This is a genomic window from Moraxella haemolytica, assembly GCF_030177935.1.
GTDB lineage: Bacteria > Pseudomonadota > Gammaproteobacteria > Pseudomonadales > Moraxellaceae > Moraxella > Moraxella haemolytica.
The window spans coordinates 1,552,225-1,578,516 of record NZ_CP089974.1; the positions used below are offsets into that span (position 1 = coordinate 1,552,225).

Here is a 26,292-nt window from a genome sequence, read left to right on the forward strand (position 1 = left end):
CATCATCAATGATATAATGACAACGCAATAAATGGACTTAGTTACAAGTGCAGATACCATCACTTGTGATGACGCTGGATATTTGGTTGATACCAATCACAGCATTCCCCCTATTTACAACATGACAATCTGGAGTTTTTATGAGTAAATCTACCATCATCTATACCTATACAGATGAAGCCCCTGCCCTAGCAACGCATTCTTTATTACCAATCGTTCAAGCCTTTACCAAAAGTTCTGACATCAATTTTGTAACTAGCAACATCTCACTTGCCGGTCGTATTCTGTCTCAGTTTCCTGAATACCTAAGCCCAGAACAACGCACTACTGATGCACTTGCTGAACTTGGCGAACTTGTAAAGCAGCCAGACGCCAATGTCATCAAACTGCCAAACATTTCTGCGTCTATGCCACAACTACTGGCGACCATCAAAGAACTACAAAGTGGCGGTTATGCCGTGCCTGACTATCCAGCAGATGCAACCACCGATGAACAAAAAGACATTCAAGCACGCTATGACCGTGTCAAAGGCTCAGCTGTAAACCCAGTTTTGCGTGAAGGCAACTCTGATCGCCGCGCTCCAAAAGCGGTAAAGAACTTTGCCAAAAAATTCCCACACTCAATGGGTGCATGGACAACCGACTCAAAAACCCATGTCGCTACCATGTCAGATAATGACTTTTTTCACAACGAAAAATCATTCACCGCACCTGTTGCAATGAATGCCAATATCATCTTTACTGACAATACTGGCAACCGCACCGAACTACGCAAGCCTGTGGCACTACAAGCAGGTGAAGTGCTTGATGCAACCGTCATGAACAAAAACGCCTTGATTGCGTTCTTAAGCCGTGAAATCCAAGATGCCAAAGAAAAAGGCGTGTTATTTAGTTTGCACATGAAAGCCACCATGATGAAAGTCTCCGACCCCATCATCTTTGGTCATGCGGTTAAAGCGTTTTTTGCTCCAGTGTTTGAAAAATTTGGCAACGAACTAAACAGTGCCGGCATCAATGTCAATAATGGGCTAGGCAACCTATTTGCCAATCTAGACAAACTAGAAGCCAATACTCGCACCGATGTAGAGACCTTGATCGCCAAGTCATTCTATGAAGGCCCTAGCATTGCGATGGTAGATTCCAATAAAGGTATTACCAACCTGCATGTGCCAAGCGATGTGATTATTGATGCGTCAATTCCTGCAATGATTCGTACCTCAGGTCGTATGTGGAACGCCGATGGTGAACTTCAAGATACCAAAATTACCATTCCTGACAGCACCTACGCACCGCTATATGAAACCGTGGTTGCATTCTGCAAAAAGCATGGTGCATTCGACCCAACTACCATGGGTACTGTGCCAAATGTTGGTCTAATGGCTCAAAAGGCTGAAGAATATGGTTCGCACGACAAGACCTTTGAAATCAAAGGTGCAGGCAAGGTAGAAGTGATTGACGATGCAGGCAATGTGTTGCTATCGCACGAAGTGCAAGACGGCGACATTTGGCGTGCCTGCCAAACCAAAGACGCTGCCATCAAAGATTGGGTACAACTTGCAGTGAACCGTGCTCGCCTTTCAGACACGCCTGCGGTATTTTGGTTAGATGCCAATCGTGCACACGATGCCGAACTCATCAAAAAAGTTAACACCTATCTTGGCGAGCTTGACACCGATGGTTTGGACTTACGCATCTTGTCTATCGCTGACGCTACCCAATTCACCCTTGAGCGTCTAAAAGATGGGCAAGACACCATCAGTGTAACAGGTAATGTACTGCGTGATTATCTAACCGACCTATTCCCAATTTTAGAGCTTGGCACATCAGCCAAGATGCTATCTATTGTGCCTTTGATGAACGGTGGTGGTATGTTTGAGACTGGTGCTGGCGGTAGTGCACCAAAACATGTTCAGCAGTTCAACGAAGAAAACCATCTGCGTTGGGATAGCTTGGGCGAGTTCTTGGCACTGGCGGTATCACTAGAGCACACCGCTCAAAAAACTGGCAACGCCAAAGCTCAAGTATTAGCTAACACCCTAGATGCTGCTACCGAAAAACTACTACTAAATGACAAATCACCGAAGCGTAAAGCAGGTGAGCTTGACAACCGTGGTAGCCACTACTATCTGGCAAAATATTGGGCAGAGGAGCTAGCAGCTCAAAGCACTGATACGGCATTGGCAGCGGAATTTGCTCCAATTGCACAAGCATTATCAGAAAACGAGACTGCCATTATTAACGAGCTAAATGGCGTACAAGGAAAACCAGTTGATACCAAAGGCTACTATGCTGCCGACCGTGATGTATTAACTGCTACCATGCGTCCAAGCGAGACCTTTAATCGCATCATTGCACAGCTATAAACCCAACCACAAAAAATGCCATCTAACTAGGTGGCATTTTTATTCTTAACACATAAAACACCTATTATGAAAAAACTTCTAATCAATCTTTGTGGCTATCTGCTGATATTCTTGGTAATATACAGTGCCGTTAACTTTTGGCGAGCTCCCGCCATGCCACAAGTTCCGCAACTGACCTATCTTCAGCACCAGACACCAATTGATGTCATCGCCCAAAGCCATAAAGAACCAGTATTGCTCTACTTCTGGGGAACTTGGTGTAGTATCTGCCGATTCACAACACCCAACATTCAGCAGCTACATCAGACAGGCACACCCATTGTCTCTGTGGCGGTCAAATCAGACAGCACCGATGAGCTTAGTACTTACCTACAAACTCACGACTATGATTTTATCGTCATCAATGACCTAGTAGGGGATATCTTTGCCGACTGGCAAGGTAAGGTCGTGCCAACTTTTATCATTTTAAAAGATGGTGAAATTAAACAAAGTTTCACAGGATTTGCCCCACTTTGGTCATTAAAAGCTCGGTTGTGGTTTGCTCGTTTATAAATGTCAACAAAACTTCATCACACGATAGGCTTGTGTTATAATGTTTGTTTTAATGGCATACTATACCCCTTTTATCATTGACGGTTATTCAAGAGCATCATGAATACACACAGCACAAACACCCAAGGCACACTATTTATTATCACCGCCGCATCAGGTACGGGCAAAACCAGTCTGGTCAAAGAACTGCTAGCAAGCACCGAACAGCTAAAAGTGAGTATCTCTCACACCACACGAGACCCCAGACCTGCCGAAATAGATGGCGTACATTACCACTTTACAACCAAGGACGACTTTGAGCAACTCATCAAAAACGGTGCGTTCTTTGAATATGCCAAAGTCTTTGGCAATTACTACGGCACTTCCAAACAGGCTGTTGATGACCTACTTCATCAAGGAATTGATGTTATCTTGGAAATTGACTGGCAAGGGGCTTTGCAGGTCAAAGAAAAGTTTGAACACGCAGTGATGATTTTTATTTTACCGCCAAGCAAAGATACTCTAAAACTCCGCCTATCAAATCGTGGTCAGGACAGCATTGAGGTTATCAATACTCGATTGGCAGGTGCTACTCATGAGATGCAACATTATCATCACTTTGATTATGTGGTCATCAATGACGATTTTAACCAAGCGTTAACCGACTTACAGTCCATCATTACTGCCAATCGACTGACACTCGCCAAACAACAAAGTCGCCATCACACGCTCATCAGCTCCCTATTATCACAAGACTGATATATTCCTAATTGCCATCAGCATTTTAGAGAACCTTGTTCTTGATGAACCGATGGCAAATTCAGGCATTTGTTACCATCATTGATGCCACACAAGAAAGATGAGTGGCATCAATGATGGTGTCTATCAGACTTGCTCGCACCGTCCGCCATCAGCTGAATCGGCAGCAATGGCAAAGATAGGTTTAATTCGCTTTGTCCGTACCATTTCAAACACTCTGATTATTTAAGACAACATATGTTACCAACCCCTGAACTGATGATTTATCTGCTTGATATGGTGGGTATCATCGCTTGCTCTATCGCAGGCACAACCTTAGCCCTGCACCGAAAATTTGACTTTTTTGGTTGTATTTTGGTCTCAATGGTCAATGCCATCGGCGGTGGAACGATTCGTGATGTCATGCTAGACCGCCACCCACTATTTTGGATGACCGATCTGAACTATATTATCATCATCACATTGACATCGCTCATTTGTCAGATGTTTTTTAGCTATTACCAAAAAATTGATTGGACGCTCAAATTCTTTGATGCAGTGGGTCTGGCCGCATTTAGCATCATCGGATTAAAGGTTGGGCTGTCTTTTGGAGCCCATCCATTCATTGCAGTCATGATGGCGGTATTAACAAGCATCGCAGGTGGCATCATGCGTGATATGATTTGCAACGAAATTCCACTGGTATTACAAAAAGAAATCTACATCAGTGCCAGTATCATCGGTTCAGTGGTGTACTTTCTTTTGGGTTATTTAGGTGTTGTCAATGGCATTCAAGACACTTTAGCCTTAGGCATCATCTTTGGGGTTAGAATGCTTGCCATTCGTTTTGACTGGCATCTACCATCCATTCGCCTGCTATGATTGTTTGTTTAAGTCTTTATCAAAAAACCTGCCGATACGACAGGTTTTTTGATAAAAGAACCAAGTTAATCGTAATCAAATGCCAATTTATGACAAATAACGCCCCACCAAACTTACCAATAACTGAATGTGTCGCTCATCGGTGTTTAAGGCAGGGATATACTGATAGGACTTACCGCCTGCATTCATAAAGTTATCACGGTTCTCTACCGCAAGTTCTTCTAGGGTTTCAAGACAATCAGCACTAAAGGCAGGACTTAGTACTTGTACGGACAGCCCTTCTGCACCCCATTGGGTTAATAGTTCATCAGTATAGGGTTTTAGCCACTCCTGTGCCCCAAAACGAGATTGAAAACTAATCGCCCACTCATCATCATTAAGACCTAGCTCGCCTGCGACTAGCGTTGCTGTGCGATGACATTGTTCAGCGTACGGATCGCCTTTATCAACATAAGGTTTTGGAATGCCATGAAAACTCATTAAAAGACGCTCAGCACGCCCATGCACCGCCCAGAATCTACGAATACTGCCTGCCAAAGCCTGTATATACAGTGGATGATCATGATAATCACCCACAAACTGAATGGCCGGCATATGACGCTGTGCCTTGCAGTAGTCTGCCACTTTATCAAAGACAGCGGCGGTCGTGGTCGCTGAATACTGTGGATATAATGAAAGGACAATAATGTCATCATACCCCTTAGCTTGTAGCTCTTGTAGTACCTGCTTGATGTTTGGATTGCCGTAAGTGGTGGCAGGAAATACAGAAATACATTTGCCCATCTCAAAGAGTTTGTGCTCAAGCTGACTTGCCTGTGCCTTTAAAATCGCAAGCAGTGGCGACCCCTCATCCGTCCATACACTTTCATAGGCATGAGCCACACGCTTAGGGCGAGTGGTCAATACAAATAGATTTAGGATAATCTGCCAAATAAACGATGGCATCTCAATCACTCGGGTATCGGACAAAAACTCACGCAAGTAGCGACGCACTGCCTGCGGTGTTGGCTCATCTGGTGTGCCTAGATTGACAAGGATAATGGCTGTTTTCATGTGCTTATTTTAACTTATTTTAGCAACTGTCTTATTAAAACTTTTTGATTGATGTACATTGTTACAATGCGACTTAGTGTACCATTTTTTTATCAAAAATAGCAGTCTATTTGTATCAATAATTTAATTTGGTTAAATCAAAAAACCGCCAAGTCGCCATCAGCCAAGCAAACCTTGCCAAAATTCTTTATCAAGCTGACCAAGTCATTGATTAAAAGCCAAACAAAATGCTACAATAACCCCTTTTAATTCACTACAAAAACAAACAAAAAATGGATAATTTTCGTGCAATCTCACAACCAAGCACCTTATCTTGACCCAACTTCTGTTGGAATAGTTACACCCCAAACCCTGCATTTTAACCAGCCATTACGCCTAGAATGCGAACAAGTACTGCCAAGTTTTGACCTTGTTATTGAAACTTATGGCACACTAAATCCTGACAAAACCAACGCCATCTTAATCTGCCATGCTCTATCAGGCTCGCACCACGCCGCAGGCTATCATTCGCCTGACGATACCAAAGCAGGCTGGTGGGACAATCTGATTGGCAATGGCAAGACGATAGACACGAGCCGATTTTTTGTGGTGTGTCTCAACAACATCGGATCATGTCATGGTTCAACAGGTCCAACATCGATTAACCCTGCCACAGGTGAGATTTGGGGGGCGGATTTTCCCCTTATCACCATTAAAGATTGGGTGAGAACCCAAGTCATGCTCTCTGACCGCTTAGGCATTGCCAAATGGCACGCCATCATCGGTGGCTCAATGGGTGGCATGCAAGCCCTGCAATGGTCGGTCGATTACCCAAGCCGTTTAGAGCGAGCGGTCATCATCGCAAGTACTCCTAAGCTATCCGCCCAAAATATTGCCTTTAATGAAGTGGCACGCCAGTCTATCTTATCCGACCCTGACTTTCATGATGGTTGGTATCTAAAGCACGGTACTTATCCTAAACGGGGGCTGATATTGGCTCGCATGGTTGGGCATATTACTTACATCACCGAAGAGGCCATGAGAGCTAAGTTTGGGCGTGATTTAAAGTCGGGCAAATTCATGTATGGCTTTGATGTGGAATTTGAGGTGGAGAGTTATTTGCGTTATCAAGGTGAGCGGTTTAGCAAAAATTTTGATGCCAACACTTACCTACTGATGACCAAAGCCCTTGACTACTTTGACCCAACACGGGATTATACGGCCGATCACTTAGATGAAAAAGAAGCACTCAAGCAGACCCTTGCTCGTACCGAATGCAAGTTTCTGATCGTCTCGTTCACGACTGACTGGCGGTTTAGCCCAGAGCGTTCGGTGGAAATTGTTGATGCACTCATGGCAAATGATAAGCCTGTTAGCTTTGTTAATGTAGATGCACCTCATGGGCATGATTCGTTCTTATTTGACATTGACCGCTACACCAGTGCCGTTCGAGGGTTTTTAAATGCTCCTGCCATCAATTTCACTCACAAACAGCATGACAAAAACCATCTTAGCTGACAAGGCTATAAACCAAGCAAAGACTCAAGCCTTATTTATCGACCTACTTTTAACCACCAAGAAAAACCATGAATATAGACCATCAATTAGCCGAAAACTGGATAACACAAGGTGCTAAAGTCCTAGATTTAGGCTGTGGCGATGGCACGCTACTGGCTCACTTGCATGAGCGTCTGGGCGTGTCAGGTTATGGCATTGAAATTGATTCCAATAAAATCAATCAAGCCATCGCCAAAGGGCTAAACATCATAGAGCAAGACCTAAACGATGGCTTGGCTCGCTTCGCTGATAACAGCTTTGATACAGTCGTCATGACTCGTGCCTTGCAAGCAGTCAAAAACCCCCAAGATTTATTAAACGACATGCTTCGTGTTGCTAAGTTTGGCATTGTAACTTTTCCCAACTTTGCCTACTGGCAAAACCGAATATATCTAGGCATTAAAGGCATCATGCCCATCAGTGAGACCCTGCCCCATCAGTGGTATGACACGCCAAACATACACCTATGCACTTTCAAGGATTTTGAGAAACTCTGCCACGATAACGACATTCGTATTCTTGAAACAGTCGCTCTATGGGACAACCCAAACCAAAAAATCCCAGCGTTTATCCGCAATAAAATCGTCAAAGTCGCTCCCAATCTATTGGCAGATGTGGCGGTGTATCGCATTACAAAACTACGCTAACACCCACCTTAGGCTTGATTTATCCATTGAGTTTTTTAGCATAAAATGCTAAGATAGTATATTGATTTATTTTGGAGTTGTTATGAAAATCCTAAAAATCGTTCTATTTTCTGCTACGCTCAGTACTGCGGTGGTAAGCCATGCTCAGTCATCTGGCGTCCAGTTTGAAAACATGGACATCAGCAACTTGACCGACCAAGCAGCCCAAGGCAATCATCACGCTCAATTTTTCCTAGCAAAACGCCTACAAAAAGGCGAAGGAACACCCAAAGATGCCAGTCGTGCCGCCTACTGGTACACTCGTGCTGCTGAACAAAATATCCCACCCGCTCAGCTAAACTTAGGTCTGATGTACCTACGAGGTGAAGGTGTTGGGGCTGACATGGATGAAGCACGCAAATGGCTAGAAAAAGCTGCTCATCTAGGCGACAATCGAGCCAGCTATGCTCTTGCCATACTAGATGAACGAGAAAAACGCCTTGTAGATGCTTACAAATGGTATGACCTATCCACACGAGATGGCATGTTAGATCAAAATATCAAAAATAAAGCCCAGACCAAGATTGGTCAGCTTGCTCTAAATCTATCATCTGAAGATATCGAGAATGCAAAGAACAATGCCAATAGTTGGTTTCAAAACCAATAACCATTAAGCATACCCCATCAAACATCACTAAGAACAACGAAACCAAAACCGCCCTAGCCAAGGCGGTTTTTATCATACCCCGCCCATCAAAAAAGCACACCTTGCCCACTTGGTTTTGGCGTCTTGACCAAAAAACCCAGTGCTGATAATTTCTCTTTTAACGTCATGATATTATAAAAAGAATGGGCATTGGTGGTGTTTTGAAAATAAATAAACAACTCATCAAACTGCTCTCGACTGCCAAAAATTTCATCAGCAATCCTACCAAGTTCATCATCGGTATAGCGATAATCATGGCGTTCTTTGGCGGTTGCTTCGTCCCACCAATGTTGATTATTGCCATGCAAGCGATAATAAGCAGTGCGAGTATTTACCCAAAAAGGCGTGTTAGGCAGTCCAATATTTTTAGGGTAGTCTGCATTAACCCAGATGAGATTTGCCGATTTGCTAAAATACTCAAAAACAGGGGCAAGGTGCCAACTGGGGTGGCGAAACTCTATGGCAAGCAAATACCCATCAAACCACTTGACCAACTCGCCTAGATACTGACGATTGACAGGCGTTCGCTCAAAACTGTAAGAAAACTGCAACAATAACGGGGCAAGAAAGGAGTGAATGGGCGTAAGAATATTTAAAAAACTTTTGGCAGTTTTGATGGTGGCGGTACGAGTATGGCTAAAATCTTGGTGTAGTTTAAATGAAAACTGAAGCTGTTCGCCTGCCTTATCTAGTATGCCAAACACGGTTTTTTGCCCAATCGGTACATGAAAACTACTGTTAATTTCCACGCAATCATAGTGATTGGCATAGTGGTGCAAAAACTCGCTTGGGCGTGCACCATGTGGATACAGCGTACCAATTAAATCGGTGTCGCTATATCCACCTGTACCAATGTAAATGTTTGACTTCATCAATCACAATCAAGCAATCGGCGGTGTATAAGTCCCATTTTTGATATCATCTTTGATTCGTTCTGCCTCTGCCAAGACCTGTGATAACAAGGCTTTGACATTATCAAGAGTGGCAACAGGACTAAGCGTTGTCATTTTTAATGATTGCACATCACGCTTGCCGTCAATGACACGAGTTACGCCAATATTAGCATCACCTTTGGCAAACAGTTCATCTGCCACATTTTGGTTGAGATTATCAATAAATTGGCTCGGATAATCTTTTGGCATAACACGGAACAATACGCTAGCAAATTGTGGCTCTACCAATAGCTCCAAGTCATCGGTCGCTTTGATGTAATCTGCCACTTGACGAGTTAATTGCACACCATGATCAATCATTGAACCATAAAGCCTCTCACCCAAAGCCTCAATGGTCAACCACAACTTCAACGCATCAAAACGGCGAGTGGTTTGTAGTGATTTTGATACCAGATTTGGCACGCCATGCTCTTCATCGTAGGCTGAATTTAAATACTCGGCTTCATAGTGCATAAAGCGATAATTTTTTTCATCTTTTAGTAGGAACGCACCGCACGAGATGCTTTGGAAAAAGTGCTTATGAAAATCCAGCGTTACCGAATCAGACAGCTCAATACCGCTCAACATATCACGATGGTTGTTAGACAACAGCAACGCCCCGCCCCATGCCGCATCAATGTGTAGCCATGCCCCAACTTCATCACACAGTTTGCGGATTGTCCGAATGTCATCAATCGCCCCTGCGTCTGTTGTGCCAGCGGTTGCCACCACACACGCTATGATTTTGCCGTCATTTTTGAGCGTTTGTATTGTTTTGGCAAGAGCATCCGTATCCATTTGAGCATTGTTATTGACAGGCACAGCAACAACTGAAGCAAAACCCATGCCCATCATCGCCATATTTTTTTGGACACTAAAATGGGCGTTTTGTGAACAAATCACTTTTACCTTCGCCAATGCGTCAGGTGGAATACCATCTTGTTGCACCGACCATTCTTTGCCATTATTTTGCCAGTTTTTGGCAATCGCCCAATCACGAGCAAGCAACACCCCCATCAAGTTAGACTGTGTCCCACCTGATGTGAATACCCCTGCTGTGCCTGTGCCATAGCCTGTTTTTTGGCGCAGGTAGTCAATCAGTTGCACCTCCATCAACGAGCCTGCAGGCGACTGGTCCCAAGAGTCCATAGATTGATTGGTGGCATTAATCAGCACTTCAGCAATCTGTGAGCTTACCATCGTTGGGCAATGCAAATGGGCAAGCGAATGCGGATGATGCACTTTTAGGCTCTTATTTAAAAATAAATTGATGGCACGATTTAACGCCTCATCAAGTCCCAAACCCTCTTGGCTTGGCTGAAAGTTAATCGCTTGGCGTAGTTCGTTAATACTACCGCCTGTGTACATTTTATCTTCTTGCAACCAGTCAGCTACGGCTTTTACTGCCGTATTCATTGCATTTTGATAATCATTGACGGACTGTTCGTCATTACAAAACAGAGCTTTACGGTGTTGGGTAAGATTGGTCATTGTCTTCCTAATTCATGTTGATGGAAAATGACTTATTATAACACGGTTTTAAAATCAATCCATTTATTCGCCCTGCAACATCAAAAAAATAATAACAAGGTTATCCATCCTTAGCAACTCAAACACCAAAAGCCAGACTGGTCAAACCCAATGACCATCAAACATCACCACCCACCCCTTTAAATTTTTCCACAAACGCTACAATTTTCTGAAAAATACTTTGTTTGGCAGTTAAATAATTGGGATTAAGCGGACTCATTTTTGGCAATACCGCATTTAAATCTGTACCGTTTTCGCTGGCATATTCTCGTTTTAGTGAAGTTATCAGGTAGCGTTTAGTAGCCTCCGTATTTAAATTATTTTCGCTAATGAGTTCATCGGCTTCGCGTTTTTGTTCGCTTTGGGCAAATTCATAAAACTCACCAATAATACTTGGCTTATCAGGAATGCTATCCAAATCCGCTTGATTAATAAAATCCACCACCAAACCCTCTTTGGCACGATTACTGATACTTGCCCGAATGGTACGGCGAATTTCTTCTACCAATGCCGTCTTATCTTTGATTTTTTTGTGATGGTCAAAAACAAGTTCCAAAATATAATCCAAATTAATCTCTTGTGATTTTAGCAAATCCACTTCAAAAACCACATCATCCCAATCAATTTGGCTTTGATTTTGGTTTTCTGCCCCTTTTTGCTGACGAAGCCAATCACGAATGTCATTATAAGTAGAACGATAATCTTGCACCACTCGCTCAGATGGCATTGGTATGGTTTGCATTGTAGCAAAATCATCATCGCTTAATTGAAATTTGGTTTTAAAATCCATTACCGCAGTTTCATCATTCAAATCAACTGTTTGTATTTCTTTGAGTGCGGTAAATTCATCATAATTTTGCAAAATATTTTCGGCACGCAAATATTCACCAAATAATTTGGCAAATTCTTTTTTGTCTTTTTCGGTTTCTATTTTTTCAGGGTCGGGGAATCGTTCATTTAATTCCTTGACAACTTCCAAATAACCCCGCCGAGCCTCGCCTGTTTGGCTATCGGTATAGCCGTCCATATATTCTTGATAGCTTTTTTCCAATACCACATTTTTGGTATTTTTATCCCCAAATAAAGTAATGGCATCAATGGTGGCTTGTTCCAAATCACGAAAGGTAACGATATTGCCAAAAGATTTGGTGGCATCATAAATACGATTGGTGCGTGAATAGGCTTGCATCAAACCGTGATAACGCAAATTCTTATCCACAAACAAAGTATTTAATGTCGGTGCATCAAATCCTGTTAAAAACATACCAACCACAATCAATAAATCAATGTCTTGATTTTTTACGCGTTTGGCTAAATCACGATAATAGTTTTGAAATTCTCGGCTTTCTACGCTGTAATTGCTTTGAAATAGAGCGTTATAATCATTAATGGCGGACTGCAAAAACTCTTTGGCACTGCTATTCATTGCCGTTAATTCAAAGCCCTCATCTTCAATATCACCAACCGCATCTTGGGCTTCATTGGCAGAAAATGAAAAAATGGTCGCTATTTTTAAAGGTTTTTCTTGGTCTTTTTGCAATTCTTTAAAAGCCTCATAATAGGCTTTGGCGGCATCAACTGAACTTACCGCAAACATTGCATTAAACCCCTTACCACCTGCATTTAAACGATGGGTTTTATGTTTAAAATTATCCAAAATATATTGGCTGATTTTGGTAATTCGCTCGGGGTGTAAAAGTGCTTGCTTGGTTTCAAATGCCGGCAATTTATTTAAATCTTGTTCGCTCTCTAAGGATTTGAATTGTGGGCGAACATCATTATAATCCACTTTAAATTTTAAAACTTTTTCATCACGAATCGCATCAGTAATCACATAAGAATGTAACTGGCGACCAAAAACGCTGGCAGTAGTTTCTGCACCCAAAGCATTTTGTGGAAAAATAGGCGTGCCTGTAAAACCAAATTGACAAAACTTTTTGAATTTTTTATTTAAATTCTTTTGTGCTTCGCCAAATTGTGAGCGGTGACATTCATCAAAAATAAACACCACTTGTTTTTGATAAATCGGTAGATTATCTTCCGATTTCATCAGATTGTTGAGTTTTTGAATGGTGGTTACGATGATTTTGTTATCATCTTTTTGCAAATTGCGTTTTAGCCCTGCGGTACTTTCTGAACCATTGACACTATCAGGACTAAACCTTTGATATTCTTTCATCGTTTGATAATCCAAATCTTTTCTGTCCACCACAAAAAAGACCTTATCAATAAAATTCAGCTCTGTTGCCAAACGGGCTGCCTTAAAACTGGTCAGCGTCTTGCCTGAACCTGTGGTATGCCAAATATAACCGCCACTTTCTAAACTTCCCCAGTTTTTGGTTAAATGCGTATTTTTAATTTTCCACAAAATTCGCTCCACCGCTGCAATTTGGTAAGGTCGCATAATCAATAGCGTATCACTACTATCAAATACCGAATACTGCAATAACACACGCAATAAGGTATCTTTTTGAAAGAATGTGGCAGTAAAATCCTTTAAATCTTTGATTGGGTGATTATCAGACCTTGCCCAATTCATTGTAAAATCAAAGCTGTGTTTGTTTCGCTTGGTGGTATTGGCAAAATAACGCGTATCTGTGCCATTACTAATCACAAAAATTTGTAAAAATTTAAATAAAGAATTATCTGAATTAAAACTCTCTTTGCTATAACGATGGATTTGATTGAAAGCCTCACGAATGGCAACGCCTCGTTTTTTGAGTTCAATTTGAATCAAAGGCAAACCATTGACCAAAATCGTAACATCGTAGCGGTTTTTGTGATTGCCTGTTTGTTCAAATTGATTGATGACTTGCACAAAATTGCGGGCAATGTTCTTTTTGTCCAGCAAATAAATGTTTTGGATACGCCCATCATCAAAGACAAAATCACAAATATAATCATCGTGAATTTTACGGGTTTTTTGGATAATATTTTCGGACGGCACATCCAAATATTCTGCGACAAAACGCTCCCATTCTTTATCCAAAAACACAACATTATTGAGTTTTTGTAATTGCTCACGCACATTTGCCAAGAGTCTAGCTTGGCTAGTTAAATCACGGCGATATTCATAACCTTGATTGATTAAATCTTCAATCAATTCTTTTTCCAAAGCACTTTCACTTTGATAACTGGCACCCGATTGGTCAATTTTTTCGTATTTGTCCAAAACAATAAAATGATTGGTTTCGGCGATGGGGGTGGTTTGGGTGGTCATCTTTATTCCTATTTATGGCGATTACATTATATGGCGACATATAGCGACATTTTTGCTTGACAATCTAAGGATACTTAGATACAATATTGTCCAACAACTCCCCTAGTTTTGCCAACCTAAGTGGTTGGGGTTCAAGGCTAGGGGCTTTCTTTTGCTTATTATTTGGATTTGTGCCAGAGCTTCCAAGCTGTTGGCTCAATATCTACGCCCATTTGGTGCAAGCTCACAGCACCATTTTTTACTTGCGGAAACTCGTTCAATAGAGCCAAAAATCGCTCACCCCAAGTAGAATTTGGGCAAATCACATCAAGCATTCTTTTCATCAAACAAAAATACACAAACATATTTTTACTATTTAATTGCCGAAATTCAGGCTCTAGACCTTTTAAATTTGCACTAAATACCATATTTCTATTCCATAATCTGCCATGATGAGCAGAAATATTGCGAATAAGGTTAAAAGCGTGTAAATGGGTTTGTAAATGTGTGCCACTTTTTAGATGATAAAGCTTGGCAATTTTGTCTTTATCTTCTGATTTCATTCCTTTATACAACTTGGACATTGTACCAAAATCCCAAATTTCACTGACCACCCAAATAGGCATATCGTCATAATATTGATGATGATGCTTAACAAAACTGTTGTGCTTTTCTCTTTCTAATAATTTTTCGTGAGTGTCTAGCCATTCTGCGTGATTAAATTTATCATTAAAATATTGGCTATCTTTATAGGCTGTTGCACCATATTCCCCAAGCACATAACTGATATTGGTTCTTAGGGCAATCTCTATACGCTCCAAAGCGTCTAAGGCAAGATGTCGCAACTTTTTATCAAAAATATAAAGTTTTCTAACATCATCAAACTCACTATCAGCAATAAAATCATCCAAACGAGATTTTGGCTGCCTCAAATCTTTTTGGCGAAATGAATAAAAGTACCCACTAAGCCGATAATAACCGATATTCTTTAAATATTTCTTTGCATTATTCTCATCAATAATAATCAATCCACGAGATTTTAATAAAGCAAGTTGCTCATCAAAGTTTTTCCAAGTTTTTGGTGCTCTTTTTTGGGTCATTTTATGATTCCATATCAAAATTCAAAAGCAACTCCCGATAATATTCATATTGCTTTTGACGCAGTTCAATTTCACGGGGCAGACCTTCGCTAATGGAGTGGGTCAATGTTTCAAATTTATCCAATATCTCTACAATTTGGGTTTGGATTTCTAGGGGTGGGATTGGGATTTTGTAATCTAAAATCATCTCCTTGCTCCCTCGTGGCATTTTTGCCCCTTTGGCGTGTTGCATATTGTAAGCAAAAAATTTATCATCGGATAAAACTTGATATAAATATCTTGAATTAACAGAATTATCCGTCAAATGAATGACCAAAACATCTCCACTTGCTCCACCATCATTATTGGCTTGCCATATCTTTTTTAAATATGGACGAATATTACCAATCAAAATATCATCTTTAAAATAAGCTGCAACATTACCCTTTTCTGGAATATGATTGGATAGTGTTTTGCCTTGTTTATTTTGCAACAAATTATCCACGCCCACATAGTTTTGGTCATTAAGGCTATTTGCTTTAATTCTGGTTTTTGAATAATAAGCAATCTCCCCCAGAGTTTTCCAAACTATTGTTCCCAGAGAGAGAGAGACGACTCTAATTGCGATGAATTATCAAATGACAATAATGTATCACGATAATAAGTATATTGCTTTCGCCTTAATTCCAGTTCTTTTTGCAATTCTCTTTCTAATTCACTTTCCAAAGCGGTAAATGCGTCCAAAATTTGGACGATTTTTTGTTGGACTGGTAGGGGCGGGATTGGGATTTTGATTTTTGCCAATTCTTTCATAGGAACACTCTTAACAGTTCCTCCTGCCGATTTGGATAAAAAATCATTGCGAATATTCTCACTTTCAAATAAATAAAGTAAAAATTTTGATAAAATTTTATCTGGAATTGGCTTGATTGAATAAACCCCCTCTTTGATATTCCAATTCTTTGGCTCTTCTGTAATAATTGCCACAGTTCCTATTGTTCCAGTTCCAGAAAATAAAATATCACCAACTTCTAAATTAGAGCGATTATTGCACAATCTTAATGCTTCATCGTTTAATTTATCAGTTTTTTCTGTAAAAACAATATCGTGATTTTGCAATTCTCTAATTGTTACATAATAATTTGTTGCATCACCTGTATTTAATTGAAAAAATTGTCTTGGGTTTAATCCTGTTTTGATTGAAAAACAAACCTCTCCCAAAGTTTTCCATTCCACTGATTGCCCATTTAAGAGATTTTTAATCAAGGTGTGCATTATTTTTTACTCGCTTTTTTGGCTTGTCGTTCTAGGGATTTTAGTTGATTTAATTCATCATCAGCTAAGCCCACGCTTTCTAGATATGCCATCTCCACAGATGATAAGGTTTTGGCTTGATATGCCCGATATTCTGCCAATGCTTTTTTATTAGCCATCTCACGACTAACCACGCCAGTACCTTGCAATACCCCTTTGCCATAAGTGGTGGCAAACTTATCTAATTCATCAATCCAATCTTGCATATACATTGGCACTCGTTCACTGGCTTTGATTTCTGCCAAATCAAAAAAAGCTGAGACCAAGCGATTAAGGCGAAACAGTTCATCTTCTGTTAAATAATTTTTGGCGATTTTGATTTCATTTAAAGTTGGTATTGCCCCTTTAAAAGTTGTTAATCCCATAAAATCTTTTGAACTATCCGCTCGCTCAAAAATAATCTCTGGTGCTGTATGTTCGTGAACCGCATAATGTAATTTATTTTGGACGGTTTTAAAAAATAATGAACTTTTTTCGCTTTTTGGGTCATAATCTTGACTGGTTGCATACAAATCCAAAACTTGCCGATACAATGCCTTTTCACTAGAACGAATGTCTCGAATGCGGTTTAATAATTCTAGCCAATAATCTCCTCCGCCTGCTCCTTTTAGGCGTTCATCGTCCATTGTAAAGCCTTTAACAAGGTATTCGCTCAATCGTTCAGTTGCCCACTTACGAAACTCTGTACCTCGTGTGGAACGCACACGATAACCAATGGCAATAATCACAGGCAGGGCATAGAACTTCTTTTGCCGACTGACTTGCCGACTGCCTTCGGTTTGAACTTGTAAGTATTGCTTACAAGTTGAAATTTCATCAAGCTCGCTCTCTTGGTAAATTGCCTTAATATGCTGTGTAATTGCTTGTGGTGTGGTTTGGTAAAGCTTAGCAATTTGGGCTTGTGTTAGCCATATTTGTTCATCAAAGCGTTGCAGAGAAAATTGTGATTTGCCATCATCGGTTGTATATAAAACAATGTCCATCTTACATCTCAATCTTTTTGATAATCTCATCAATACTTTGGCGTAAAGTGGTAATTTTGCTCACCGTTTGGCGGATATCTTCGTTTAAGACGGTAATATCAATCACTTCTCTGGTATCTTCGGCCTCTACATAGCTGGATACAGAAAGATTATAATCATTGCTCGCAATTTGATTGTTTTCAATATTGGCACTAAAATGGGCGATTTGGCTTTTGTCGGCAAAGATTTGTAGAATTTGGGCGATATTCTCATCGGTCAAAACATTATTATTGGTTTCTTTTTTAAATAATTTACTGGCATCAATAAATTGAATTTGGTTGCTTGTTTTGTGTTTGGACAACACCAAAATATTGACCGCAATGCTTGTACCAAAAAACAGATTGGGAGCAAGTGCAATCACCGTTTCTACAAAATTATTATCAACTAAGTATTTGCGGATTTTGGCTTCTGCTCCGCCACGATAAAAAATCCCTGGAAAAGTAACAATCGCCGCCCGCCCTTTGGCAGACAGATAATTTAAAGCGTGCATAATAAAAGCAAAATCGGCTTTTGACTTTGGAGCGAGTACGCCAGCAGGGGCAAAACGGTCATCATTGATTAAGGTGGGGTCGTCCGAGCCAATCCAATTAATCGAATAAGGCGGATTGGACACAATGGCATCAAAAGGCTTGCCATCACCAAACTCTGGTGTTAGTAGAGTATCACCCAAAGCAATTTCAAACTTGTCATAATTGATGTTATGCAAAAACATATTCATTCGGGCAAGGTTATAAGTGGTGTGGTTAATCTCTTGCCCAAAAAAGCCATCTTGAATGATGTGTTCATCAAATTGTTTTTTAGCTTGTAATAACAGCGAACCTGACCCACAAGCAGGGTCATAGATTTTATTAATGCTGGTTTGACCGTGTAAAGCCAATTGGGCAATTAATTTAGAAACATTTTGTGGGGTAAAAAATTCACCGCCCGATTTGCCTGCATTGGCAGCATAATTGGAAATCAAAAATTCATAAGCATCGCCAAACAAATCAATCTGATTGTCCTTAAAATCACCAAAATTCAAGCCTTCCACGCCTTTTAGAACAGCCGCCAACTGTCTGTTTTTGTCGGCAACGGTGTTACCTAGTCGGCTAGATGTGGTATCAAAATCAGCAAACAAACCTTTGATATCTCGTTCAGATTCAAAGCCATTGGCGGACGATTCAATGGCATCAAAAATGGCTTTTAAATCGGTGTTAAGGTTAGGGTTGTCGTTGGCATTTTTGGCGACATTTTCAAATAATTGGCTAGGATAAATAAAATAGCCTTTGGTTTTTATGGTATCTTCTTTGATTTGTGCCAAAATCGAGCTATCATCAGGAAAACTGGCATAATCTACGCTATCATCTCCTGCTTCAATATAAGCAGAAAAATTCTCACTGATGAAGCGGTAAAAGAGCGTGCCTAATACATATTGTTTAAAATCCCAACCATCTACCGCCCCACGCACCTCGTTGGCAATTTGCCAGATGCGGCGTTGTAATTCGGCTCGTTGCTGTTGTGCCGTCATGACTCATATCCCTTAACAATAAAAATCAAAGTATTTAATTTACCATACATCTTATGATAGATCTTATAAAAACTATCTGCATTGCCAATAATCATGTTGAGCTTGTTGTTTTGGCTCTCATAAAGCATAGATGGTATCTATCTTTATGTCTTTAGCCAAACCACCCAAAATCACCCATGTTGATTTAGGCACACTTAATCTAAAAATTATACCACAAAAAAACAAGGCACTCCAAAGAATGCCTTGTTGAATCTAAAACCAAATAAAGAGCTTACCCACGCACCGCTTTTAGTGCTTCGCCCACCGACTTCTTAAAGCGTTTTACGACTTCTTCGCACTCTTCACGAGTGATGGTAATTGGGCATAAAATACGCACCACCGTACCGCCACGACCGCCACGCTCCAAGAGCAGTTTATTGTTAAAGCACGCTTTTTGAATGGCTGCTGCAAGCTCGCCATCGGCAGGATATGAGCCAATTTGGTCAGCAGGCTGACGCTCATCTACTATCTCAATACCGTTCATTAGCCCACGACCACGCACATTACCAATACAAGGATATTCTTGGGCAAGCTGATTGATCTCAGCACGCAAAAACTCACCTTGAATGCGTGAATTTTCGGTCAGATTATTGTTGCTAATCTCTTCTAGCACATTATAACCTGCCGCCATTGCCAGCTGATTGCCACGGAAAGTACCTGTATGACCAGCAGGAGACCAAGCATCAAACTTCTTATTGATGGCAAGCACACAAAGTGGCAAGCCACCGCCAACCGCCTTACTCATCACCACCACATCAGGGATAATACCAGCGTGTTCAAAGGCAAACATCTTGCCAGAACGAGCAAAACCAGCTTGCACTTCGTCCAAAATCAGCACAATATCATGTTTGGCAGTTACTTCACGAATTTTTTGTAGCCATTTGGTGGGAGCAACAACCACACCACCTTCACCTTGAATCGCCTCTAGAATAACTGCAGCAGGTTTGACCACCCCACTTTCTACATCTTCAATGAAATTTTCAAAATAATAAGTCAAGGCATCAACACCCGCTTCGCCACCAAGCCCCAAAGGACAACGATACTCATGCGGATAAGGCATAAACTGCACGCCTGCCATCAGATTGCCTACTTTTTCTTTGGCGGATAGGTTGCCTGTCATCGCCAAAGAGCCATGCGTCATGCCATGATAGCCGCCAGAAAAGGCAATCACATTATCACGCCCTGTATAAGTCTTAGCAAGTTTAATGGCAGCTTCTGTACCATCCGCCCCAGTCGGTCCACAAAATTGCAGTATAAAATCTTGCGGAAAGAAAGAGAGTAGCTTTTCGGTAAAAGCGTCCTTAATCGGTGTGGTAATATCCAGCGTATGTAGTGGCAATCCACTATCTAGCACATCTTTGATGGCACTGATGGTGGCAGGGTGATTATGCCCAAGAGCCAAAGTACCAGCACCTGCTAGGCAGTCAAGGTATTCGTTGCCTTCAACATCAGTTACCCAGCAACCTTGTGCTTTGGCAATGGCTAGGGGGAGTTTACGAGGATAACTTCTAACATTTGACTCCATTTGGTCTTGACGAGTCAGGTAGTAGTCGTTAGTTGCACCGTCTTTAGGGGTTACGGGGGCATGATTTACAGAATGAACGCTCATATCGGATTACCATCTCAGATAAGGGTTAAAAGAAAAACCTATGAATACAGCATCAAGCTCATCTAACATGGACAAAACTTCATGACCGCATTCCTAAACCCAAACCCAATTTATTAATAATAAAATTTGGGTTTAACAAGGTTTGGCGATGTTCGGCATGCATCTTCATGGCTTAACAAATCAAAAGTTGCACGCCAATTTTGCAAGAGTAATCGCTCCAGTTTCTCCATGGGGGCAAATCAAAGCGATTCAACCGCTTGCACGGCAATATTTTAAAAATGTGATGAATTTATCAAAATAAACCACTGTAAACTCATTAAATTTTAAAAAGTGGCAAATTATAACATACAGGGCAAATTTAACAAGTAAATTTTGTACGATTCTAATGCCAACTTAGCACCATCTTAAGGTAATTAAAAAACACCGCCAATCTTGACGGTGTTTTTCTTTTAATCAGTCATCAGGTTAGGCAAGTTGTGCCACGCTGATTTTGTCTGATTTTTCGGTATACTCATTCATCTGGTCAAAGTTTAGATAGTTATAAACTTCTGCTTCCATAGATTCTAGCTTACCTGCGTACGCCATGTATTCTTCAACGGTTGGCAATTTGCCTAGTACCGATGCCACAGAAGCAAGTTCAGCAGATGCTAGATATACATTCGCCCCTTGACCCAGACGGTTCGGGAAGTTACGAGTAGAAGTTGAAACAGCGGTGCAATTTGGTGCAATGCGAGCTTGGTTACCCATGCACAAAGAACAACCTGGCATTTCGGTTCTTGCCCCTGCTTGGGCGTAGGTATTATAGTAACCTTCGTCCATCAGTTGTTTCTCGTCCATCTTGGTTGGTGGTGCAATCCACAGACGAGTGGTTAGGCTGCCTGCTGGCACTTCTGACAACAACTTACCTGCAGCACGGAAATGTCCGATGTTAGTCATACACGAACCGATAAACACCTCATCAATCTTATCGCCAGCAACTTCTGATAGTAGCTTAGCATCATCAGGGTCGTTTGGACAGCATAAGATTGGCTCTTTGATGTCAGCTAGGTCAATCTCGTACACTTTGGTGTATTCAGCATCTGGATCAGCTTTTAATAGCGAAGGGTTATCTAGCCATTTTTGCATATTCTCAGCACGGCGAGCCAAAGTACGAGCATCACCATAACCTTCGCTAATCATCCATTTTAGCATGACGATATTAGAACGCAGATATTCAGCGACTTTTTCTTCAGATACCGTGATGGCACAGCCTGCTGCCGAACGCTCAGCAGATGCATCAGACAGTTCAAATGCCTGCTCAACAGTCAAATCATTTTCCATCTCAGTTAGGTCAATCTCTAGGATACGACCAGAGAAAATGTTTTTCTTGCCTTTTTTCTCAACGGTCAAATCACCCTCTTGAATGGCATAGTAAGGAATGGCGTGTACCAAATCACGCAAGGTAATGCCAGGTTGCATTTTGCCTTTGAATTTCACCAGTACAGACTCAGGCATATCAAGTGGCATCACACCTGTGGCAGCAGCGAACGCCACCAAGCCAGAACCTGCTGGGAATGAAATACCAATCGGGAAACGAGTATGACTGTCACCACCAGTACCTACAGTATCAGGTAGTAGCATGCGGTTTAGCCACGAGTGAATCACGCCATCGCCTGGGCGTAAACTTACACCACCACGGTTCATGATAAAGTCAGGTAAGGTATGATGCGTAACAACATCAATCGGCTTCGGATAAGCAGCGGTATGGCAGAATGACTGCATGACTAGGTCGGACGAGAAGCCCAAACACGCCAAATCTTTTAGCTCATCACGAGTCATCGGTCCTGTGGTATCTTGTGAACCAACGGTTGTCATCTTAGGTTCGCAGTAAGTGCCTGGACGGATGCCTTGACCTTCTGGCAGACCGCACGCACGACCGACCATTTTTTGAGCCAAAGTAAAGCCTTTGCCTGTATCAGCAGGTTGCTCTGGAATACGGAACAAGGTTGAAGACTCAAGACCTAACGCTTCACGAGCCTTACTTGTCAAGTTACGACCGATGATTAGGTTAATACGACCACCTGCACGCACTTCATCTAGTAGCACAGGAGTTTTTAGCTTAGATTCAGCAATCTGTGTGCCGTTTTTAAAGGCGGTCACAGTTGCAGTTGCATGATCAATCTTTAAGGTAACTTCATCACCCATGTTCATATCAGCAACATCAATCTCAACAGGCAACGCTCCAGCATCTTCCATGGTATTAAAGAAAATCGGTGCGATTTTACCACCTAAGCATACACCGCCGTCTTTTTTGTTAGGAATATAAGGAATCTCATCACCAAAGAACCATAATACAGAGTTAGTTGCTGATTTACGGCTAGAGCCAGTACCCACAACATCGCCCACATAGGCAATAGGATTACCACGAGCAATCAGCTCTTTGATTTGGCTTAGCGGTCCTACTTCACCATTTTTTTCTGGGTTGATACCATCTCTGGCATTTTTTAGCATGGCGTTAGCGTGTAGTGGAATGTCAGGGCGACTCCACGCATCTTGGGCAGGAGATAGGTCGTCTGTGTTGGTTTCGCCAGTTACTTTAAATACAGTAATGGTCATCTCGCTAGGCACATCAGGACGACTAGTGAACCACTCAGCCTCCGCCCATGATTGTAGTACAGCTTTAGCATTAGCATTACCTGCTTTGGCTTTTTCTTCTACATCGTGGAACGCATCAAATACCAACAGCGTCTTTTTAAGTGCTTCTGCTGCCAGCCCGCCAAGCTCAGCATGATCAAGTAGCTCAACAAGTGGTGCAACATTATAACCACCAAGCATCGTACCTAGCAGATATACCGCACGCTCTTTGCTGACAAGTGGAGAAGTTGCTTCGCCTTTAACAATGGCATTTAAAAAAGCAGCTTTCACATAGGCAGCTTGGTCAACCCCTGCTGGCACACGGTTTTCAAGTAAATTCACCAAGTAGTCTTCTTCACCCGCTGGCGGATTTTTTAGAAGTTCTACCAAATCAGCAGTTTGGGCATCGGTCAATGGCTGTGGTGGTACGCCTAAGGCTTCACGCTCAGCAACGTGGGCTCTGTATTCGGCTAACATATTGGACATAACAAGTTCCTTAGGTTATTGTTGTAAAAACGGTGCGTTGAGTGCTTTGTGTCGCCACAAAAGTGCCTACACCAAAGAAAAAAGAAACTAAGCTATCATACCGCAAATTTATCAAAGTTTCAAAAGGTTATAGTAAGATAGTCAATATTTATTTTAAAAATACCAAAAAATCCGCCCAGTAAATTGAGCGGATTTGTCAATGATTTGGTTAAGATTTCCACACCGTCTCATCTAGTGTTTTTTCTTGTTTGGCAACAACGGCTGTACCTGCGATATCGCCCACCACATTCATTGAAGTACGCCCCATATCCAAGATGGCATCAATACCCAAAATCATGCCGTAAGCAATCGCCACTACAGAGTCAGCTTCAACAGGTAGTCCAATAGACTCAAGCACCATCAACAGCATAATCGCTCCGGCTCCAGGCACGCCTGCCGTACCTATAGCACCCAATACCGTCGTTAAGGTTACAGTAATCATCTGATCGACAGTCAAAGGCATGCCCACTGCGTTGGCGATAAAAATCGCACACACGCCAAGATATACAGTTGTGCCGTCCATATTCATCGTTGAGCCGACTGGCAAAGCAAAGCTATACACTGACTTTGGCACGCCCATGGATTGAGCAGTCTGGATAGAGACAGGCAAAGTCGCTCCAGATGAACGAGTAACAAAAGCGGTAATCAAGGCAGGGCGAACCTTGTTTAAAAAAATCATTGGCGATAATTTAAACATCGCACAAATCACGCAGTACACCAACACGACTTGTAGCAAAAGCCCTAAATAAACCGAAACAGTAACACTTGCTAAAGAACCAAAAGCCACCGCGCCATTTTTGGCAAATACCCCAAAAATCAAAGCGAACACACCAATTGGTGCATATTGCATTACCCAGCCGACAATCTTAAACATCGCTTGGCTAACACCATCTACAAAATAATACACCGTATCCGAACTTTTTTTGATTTGTTCATCATGGCTATCACGCCCAAAGGCAAGAGCAATACCAAACGCCAAGCAAAAAAAGATCATCGGTAGCACTTGACCGCCAGAAATTGCACCAATAGGGTTAGTGGGAATGATGTCAAGTAGGATTTGAATGACAGTTGGGGCTTGAGCCGCTTTACCTTCAGCGGCAGCATCAGCAATTAAATTAAGTCCACTACCTGGTTTGATTAAAGCACCAATGCCAAGTCCGATGATGATGGCAAAAATAGAAGTGATGGTATAATAAATCAAAGTTTTAGCACCAATGCGTCCAAGCTGAGCTGGGGTGATGGAGCTTGCACCAACAATGAGCGTGCTAGCAATGACAGGCACAACAATCATTTTTAGTAGTCGCACAAAAATCTCGCCAAGCGGGGCAAGCACCGCCATCACACTCGGCGAATTACCGATAATCAATCCGCCTACTGCCCCTAGAATAAGTGCCAATAAAATGCGAATCAGCAGATTGGATTTAAAATATAATTTTAAAATAGACATCGCACACCCTTGCTATTTTGTCATGAGAAAAATAAAACAAGCCACCGTGTTTATATCACAAACAATGGCTTAAAATTGATTTACTGACCTATTAAGTAAGGCTGTTCACAAAAACAAACTTCCATTTGATGGCAAAAAGCCCCATCACAACATTTTAAGAAAGCTTATTAATTAAGTCAATAGGCATATCAATATTTTTAATAATTAACCGTTCGCTTGAGCAATCGCCTCACGATACCAAGCAATCGCCCTATCCACCAATACCTGCGTGGCATCAATATAGGCATTAGGATTGGCTTTTGCGTCATTGGCTAAAATAAGTGGCACTTCGGTACAACCCATAATCAACGCACTCGCCCCTTTATCAAACAGTTTGTCCTGCTCAGATTGCATCAAGGTAGTCGCCTCATCAATTCGCCCTGCCTTATAATCATAAATGCTTTGCATGACAAGCGTGTTGTCTTCTGGGGCGATGTAGTTAAGATTAGCTTCTTGTATTTTGTGTTTATATAGATTGGTTGCCAAAGTGGCGTTGGTTGCCAAAATACCAATATTCGTATGTCCACTTTGTTTGGCGTACGCCACCGCTACATCAATCATAGACAGCATGGTGATGTGCGAAAAATCAGCCTGAAGTCGATCAAACCAATAATGAGCAGTGTTGCACGCAATGACCATGCAGTCCGCCCCCGCCTTGACGAGATTATGCGTATATTCATACAAATAAGGATAAGGGTCAGCCCCATCACTAAGGAGATAGGCGGATCGGTCAGGTATATCAGGTATGGATGAGATGATGAGCGGAATGTGCGTTTGGTCGCTTGTGGCGTGAGCAGACTTAATGAATTTTAAAAACATATCGGCACTTGCCATCGGTCCCATGCCACCCAAGATACCGATAGTGGGTTTTTTGTTTGACACTGAATTTTCCTTCTAATTTAAAAAGAATTATTTTAGCAAATTTTAGCAACCAGTTTAAAAGTTTTTCATTTATCTACTGCTTGTTTTTTAGTACAATACGGGCAACTTTTTTGGCATTCA

The 26,292-nt window shown here is 41.6% G+C and carries 21 protein-coding genes; 8 read left to right on the top strand and 13 right to left on the bottom strand.

Annotated features, from left to right (window positions below; genetic code table 11):
- The first annotated feature begins 140 nt into the window (after nt 1-140).
- The 5 genes from LU276_RS07395 (at nt 141) to LU276_RS07415 (ending at nt 4,514) form a co-directional block, all read left to right on the top strand.
- The gene (locus LU276_RS07395) at nt 141-2,363 is read left to right on the top strand and encodes an NADP-dependent isocitrate dehydrogenase (protein WP_284673220.1); all 2,223 of its coding nucleotides are present in this window, start codon (nt 141-143) and stop codon (nt 2,361-2,363) included.
- A 66-nt stretch (nt 2,364-2,429) separates the two neighbouring features.
- A complete protein-coding gene (locus tag LU276_RS07400; RefSeq protein WP_284673221.1) occupies nt 2,430-2,915 on the top strand; it encodes a protein disulfide oxidoreductase in 486 nt (161 codons plus the stop codon).
- A 99-nt stretch (nt 2,916-3,014) separates the two neighbouring features.
- Nucleotides 3,015-3,653, top strand: a complete 639-nt coding sequence (gmk, locus tag LU276_RS07405) for a guanylate kinase (protein WP_284673222.1) — start codon at nt 3,015-3,017, stop codon at nt 3,651-3,653.
- A 100-nt stretch (nt 3,654-3,753) separates the two neighbouring features.
- Entirely contained in the window at nt 3,754-3,882 is a 129-nt protein-coding gene (locus LU276_RS07410; RefSeq protein WP_284673223.1) for a hypothetical protein, read from the top strand.
- Nucleotides 3,883-3,890: 8 nt separating this feature from the next.
- On the top strand, nt 3,891-4,514 hold the full coding sequence (locus tag LU276_RS07415; protein WP_284673224.1) for a trimeric intracellular cation channel family protein: 624 nt from the start codon (nt 3,891-3,893) through the stop codon (nt 4,512-4,514).
- Nucleotides 4,515-4,601: 87 nt separating this feature from the next.
- On the opposite strand, the gene hemH is transcribed toward LU276_RS07415, so the two are convergent.
- The gene (gene hemH, locus LU276_RS07420) at nt 4,602-5,567 is read right to left on the bottom strand and encodes a ferrochelatase (protein WP_284673225.1); all 966 of its coding nucleotides are present in this window, start codon (nt 5,565-5,567) and stop codon (nt 4,602-4,604) included.
- A gap of 285 nt (nt 5,568-5,852) precedes the next feature.
- Here hemH and metX point away from each other — a divergent pair, with 285 nt between their 5' ends.
- The 3 genes from metX (at nt 5,853) to LU276_RS07435 (ending at nt 8,396) form a co-directional block, all read left to right on the top strand.
- The gene (metX, locus tag LU276_RS07425; RefSeq protein WP_284673226.1) at nt 5,853-7,064 is read left to right on the top strand and encodes a homoserine O-succinyltransferase MetX; all 1,212 of its coding nucleotides are present in this window, start codon (nt 5,853-5,855) and stop codon (nt 7,062-7,064) included.
- A 68-nt stretch (nt 7,065-7,132) separates the two neighbouring features.
- Entirely contained in the window at nt 7,133-7,750 is a 618-nt protein-coding gene (gene metW, locus LU276_RS07430) for a methionine biosynthesis protein MetW (protein ID WP_284673227.1), read from the top strand.
- A gap of 82 nt (nt 7,751-7,832) precedes the next feature.
- Nucleotides 7,833-8,396 carry a tetratricopeptide repeat protein gene (locus tag LU276_RS07435; protein WP_284673228.1) on the top strand — a complete coding sequence of 188 codons (564 nt, stop codon included), beginning with the start codon at nt 7,833-7,835 and terminating at the stop codon, nt 8,394-8,396.
- 86 nt (nt 8,397-8,482) lie between these two features.
- On the opposite strand, the gene LU276_RS07440 is transcribed toward LU276_RS07435, so the two are convergent.
- From LU276_RS07440 to cuyB, 12 genes are all read right to left on the bottom strand, one after another.
- On the bottom strand, nt 8,483-9,307 hold the full coding sequence (locus LU276_RS07440; RefSeq protein WP_284673229.1) for a DUF72 domain-containing protein: 825 nt from the start codon (nt 9,305-9,307) through the stop codon (nt 8,483-8,485).
- 9 nt (nt 9,308-9,316) lie between these two features.
- Entirely contained in the window at nt 9,317-10,858 is a 1,542-nt protein-coding gene (locus LU276_RS07445; RefSeq protein ID WP_284673230.1) for a pyridoxal phosphate-dependent decarboxylase family protein, read from the bottom strand.
- Nucleotides 10,859-11,015: 157 nt separating this feature from the next.
- Nucleotides 11,016-14,117: a type I restriction endonuclease subunit R gene (locus tag LU276_RS07450; protein ID WP_284673231.1), complete on the bottom strand. Its 3,102-nt coding sequence runs from the start codon at nt 14,115-14,117 to the stop codon at nt 11,016-11,018.
- Between the two features lie 158 nt (nt 14,118-14,275).
- The gene (locus LU276_RS07455) at nt 14,276-15,196 is read right to left on the bottom strand and encodes an Abi family protein (RefSeq protein ID WP_284673232.1); all 921 of its coding nucleotides are present in this window, start codon (nt 15,194-15,196) and stop codon (nt 14,276-14,278) included.
- A 1-nt stretch (nt 15,197) separates the two neighbouring features.
- Nucleotides 15,198-15,803: a restriction endonuclease subunit S gene (locus LU276_RS07460; protein WP_335342692.1), complete on the bottom strand. Its 606-nt coding sequence runs from the start codon at nt 15,801-15,803 to the stop codon at nt 15,198-15,200.
- Nucleotides 15,764-16,450, bottom strand: a complete 687-nt coding sequence (locus LU276_RS07465; protein ID WP_284673233.1) for a restriction endonuclease subunit S — start codon at nt 16,448-16,450, stop codon at nt 15,764-15,766. Before LU276_RS07465 ends, LU276_RS07460 begins: the two co-directional genes overlap by 40 nt.
- On the bottom strand, nt 16,450-17,472 hold the full coding sequence (locus LU276_RS07470; RefSeq protein ID WP_284673234.1) for a virulence RhuM family protein: 1,023 nt from the start codon (nt 17,470-17,472) through the stop codon (nt 16,450-16,452). The genes LU276_RS07465 and LU276_RS07470 overlap by 1 nt, the downstream gene beginning before the upstream one ends.
- A gap of 1 nt (nt 17,473) precedes the next feature.
- A complete protein-coding gene (locus LU276_RS07475) occupies nt 17,474-19,018 on the bottom strand; it encodes a type I restriction-modification system subunit M (RefSeq protein ID WP_284673235.1) in 1,545 nt (514 codons plus the stop codon).
- 271 nt (nt 19,019-19,289) lie between these two features.
- Complete coding sequence (locus LU276_RS07480; RefSeq protein WP_284673236.1) at nt 19,290-20,666, bottom strand: diaminobutyrate--2-oxoglutarate transaminase; 1,377 nt, start codon at nt 20,664-20,666, stop codon at nt 19,290-19,292.
- Nucleotides 20,667-21,131: 465 nt separating this feature from the next.
- Nucleotides 21,132-23,756 carry a bifunctional aconitate hydratase 2/2-methylisocitrate dehydratase gene (locus LU276_RS07485; RefSeq protein ID WP_284674615.1) on the bottom strand — a complete coding sequence of 875 codons (2,625 nt, stop codon included), beginning with the start codon at nt 23,754-23,756 and terminating at the stop codon, nt 21,132-21,134.
- 217 nt (nt 23,757-23,973) lie between these two features.
- On the bottom strand, nt 23,974-25,251 hold the full coding sequence (locus LU276_RS07490) for a dicarboxylate/amino acid:cation symporter (protein WP_284673237.1): 1,278 nt from the start codon (nt 25,249-25,251) through the stop codon (nt 23,974-23,976).
- Nucleotides 25,252-25,455: 204 nt separating this feature from the next.
- A complete protein-coding gene (gene cuyB / locus LU276_RS07495; RefSeq protein WP_284673238.1) occupies nt 25,456-26,172 on the bottom strand; it encodes a cysteate racemase in 717 nt (238 codons plus the stop codon).
- Nucleotides 26,173-26,292 lie beyond the last annotated feature (120 nt).